This is a genomic window from Gardnerella sp. 30-4, assembly GCF_001641215.1.
In the GTDB taxonomy this organism is placed as follows: domain Bacteria; phylum Actinomycetota; class Actinomycetes; order Actinomycetales; family Bifidobacteriaceae; genus Bifidobacterium; species Bifidobacterium leopoldii.
Map to the genome: position 1 here is coordinate 1 of NZ_LXJL01000141.1, position 2016 is coordinate 2016.

Here is a 2016-nt window from a genome sequence, read left to right on the forward strand (position 1 = left end):
TTATTTATAGCAAAGCATGAGATGCATTTTCATGATATGTTCGTATCAATATTGTTAGGAGATGATGTATGAAATGTACAAGTTGCGGAATGGAGTCTTGGAATGACTTCTGCCCATACTGCGGATCAAAATTAAAGGTCGAACAATCAACAGCAGCTTCGACTTTTGAGCAAAATATTCCTGTTCCGCCGCCGCAACAGAATCTCACTGTTCCAGCAGCTACAGGTTATGGCAGCATGCATGCCAAAAAGAAAAAGCCAATTTATAAAAGATTTTGGTTTTATTTAGTCAGCATAATAATAATTGTTGTTACAATATGCGGATTCTTGAATATTAAAAAATTAGATAACGGCGTTGTTATTAATTGGAATGAGATGGTTTTAGGCTCAGAATTGCCAAATCCTCCATCTAACATGGGTAAAATCATTGAAAACTCTTCTGAAGAAATGAATGTTGATATAAACAATATTTCTGCCAAACAGTTTAATGATTATATTAAAGCTTGCAAGGATAAAGGATTTACTGTAGATTCAAAAACTGATTCTACAGAATATTCTTCTTATAACAGTGAAGGCTATAAATTAAAATTGCTTCGTTATGAAAGCAATAATCAGCTAAGTATCGCGCTGAATGCGCCGATGGAAATGTCTCCAATTACTTGGCCATCGAGTAAAGCAGCTAATCAATTGCCTGTACCAAAATCTATATTCGGAAAGTTCTCCTACGAAAATGAGGATAGCTTCGTAGTTTATATTGGCAACACCAGTATGGAAGATTATGAGAAATATGTGAAAGCTTGCTCTGATAAAGGTTTTACAGTTAATTATAGTAAGGGAGATGATTGGTACTATGCGTACAATAATTCAGGCTGGCATTTGTCATTAAAATACGAAGGCAATAATATTATGAGCATTGGCATCAGTGCTCCAGCCAACAATCCTAAAGACAGTGATGATTCCAATAAGTCTGATGCGAAGAAAGATGCCGCAAAGGCTGCTCCAAAGCAAGCTACTCCAAAAGCTGAACCAAAACCTAAAACTAACACGAAGCTTGTTAATGGATTGCGTAGTGATTTCAAAGCGGCAATGGATAGCTATGAAACAGTTATGGACGAATATGTTGCGTTCATGAAAAAGTATAAGAAAAATCCAACTGATAAGACTATTCTTAATGAGTACTCTGCGTATTTAGATAAATATAATGATGCAGTAAAAAAGTTCAACAATTGGCATAGCAAAGATTTGAACTCTGATGAGCTTAATTATTATGTTGATGTTCAAGCGAGAGTTTCTAAGAAACTTATAGCTGTGTCTAAATAGTATTAACTATATTTGTTTGCAAATGTAGCGATAATAGTAGGGGTCAATGTTCTAAAATATTGACCCCTACAATTATTTTGTAAACTGCTTACAATTTACAATTTTGTTTACTCTTATTTTGCATGTGCAAAATTTGAAAGTCTTGCAGCTTTCTTTTCTTTCTTTTTTATGACAATTCCAACTATTGAGCAAACTATTACAGCCACTGCCAACGGCGTATAAAGGTAATATGTAAAGCCAAAAGTATAATTATCTGAAGGAAGTGCATGACGGCTTACTGCGTCATAATTCATAAGAAGTGATGCAGCTGCCAAGATGAGTGCAAATACAATATTTGCAACAGGCTTATTTAAAAGTGTAAACAATAGTATAAGAAGTATAGATGCGATTAGTGCAATTATGAGAACAACATTTATTATTGCTTCATTCTTGAGCCAGTCATTTCCATGAGAATTATTAGCAAGACAGAAATATAACCTAAGATTTTCTAACATCGATAAATCGACAGCGTCAATATTTTTAAAACCTATTTCTTTTGCAAACAAGATGTCTGGATTTGATGTCAAAAAATTCCTGTATTCTCCGTACGATGAAGAATATGGCAGAAGCAATCCAATTAAAGCAATGCCGCTAAAAATAAGATTAATAATCTGGTGAATTTTTATTTTTTTCATATTCCCTACCTATAAAACTACTT

At 33.8% G+C, this 2016-nt stretch carries 2 protein-coding genes; one reads left to right on the top strand and one right to left on the bottom strand.

Annotated features, from left to right (window positions below; all coding sequences use genetic code 11):
- Positions 1-68 precede the first annotated feature (68 nt).
- Complete coding sequence (locus A5294_RS06240; RefSeq protein WP_082851894.1) at positions 69-1319, top strand: DUF6591 domain-containing protein; 1251 nt, start codon at positions 69-71, stop codon at positions 1317-1319.
- Positions 1320-1432: 113 nt separating this feature from the next.
- Here A5294_RS06240 and A5294_RS06245 read toward each other — a convergent pair whose 3' ends face one another.
- Entirely contained in the window at positions 1433-1993 is a 561-nt protein-coding gene (locus tag A5294_RS06245; protein WP_064340724.1) for a hypothetical protein, read from the bottom strand.
- Positions 1994-2016: the final 23 nt, after the last annotated feature.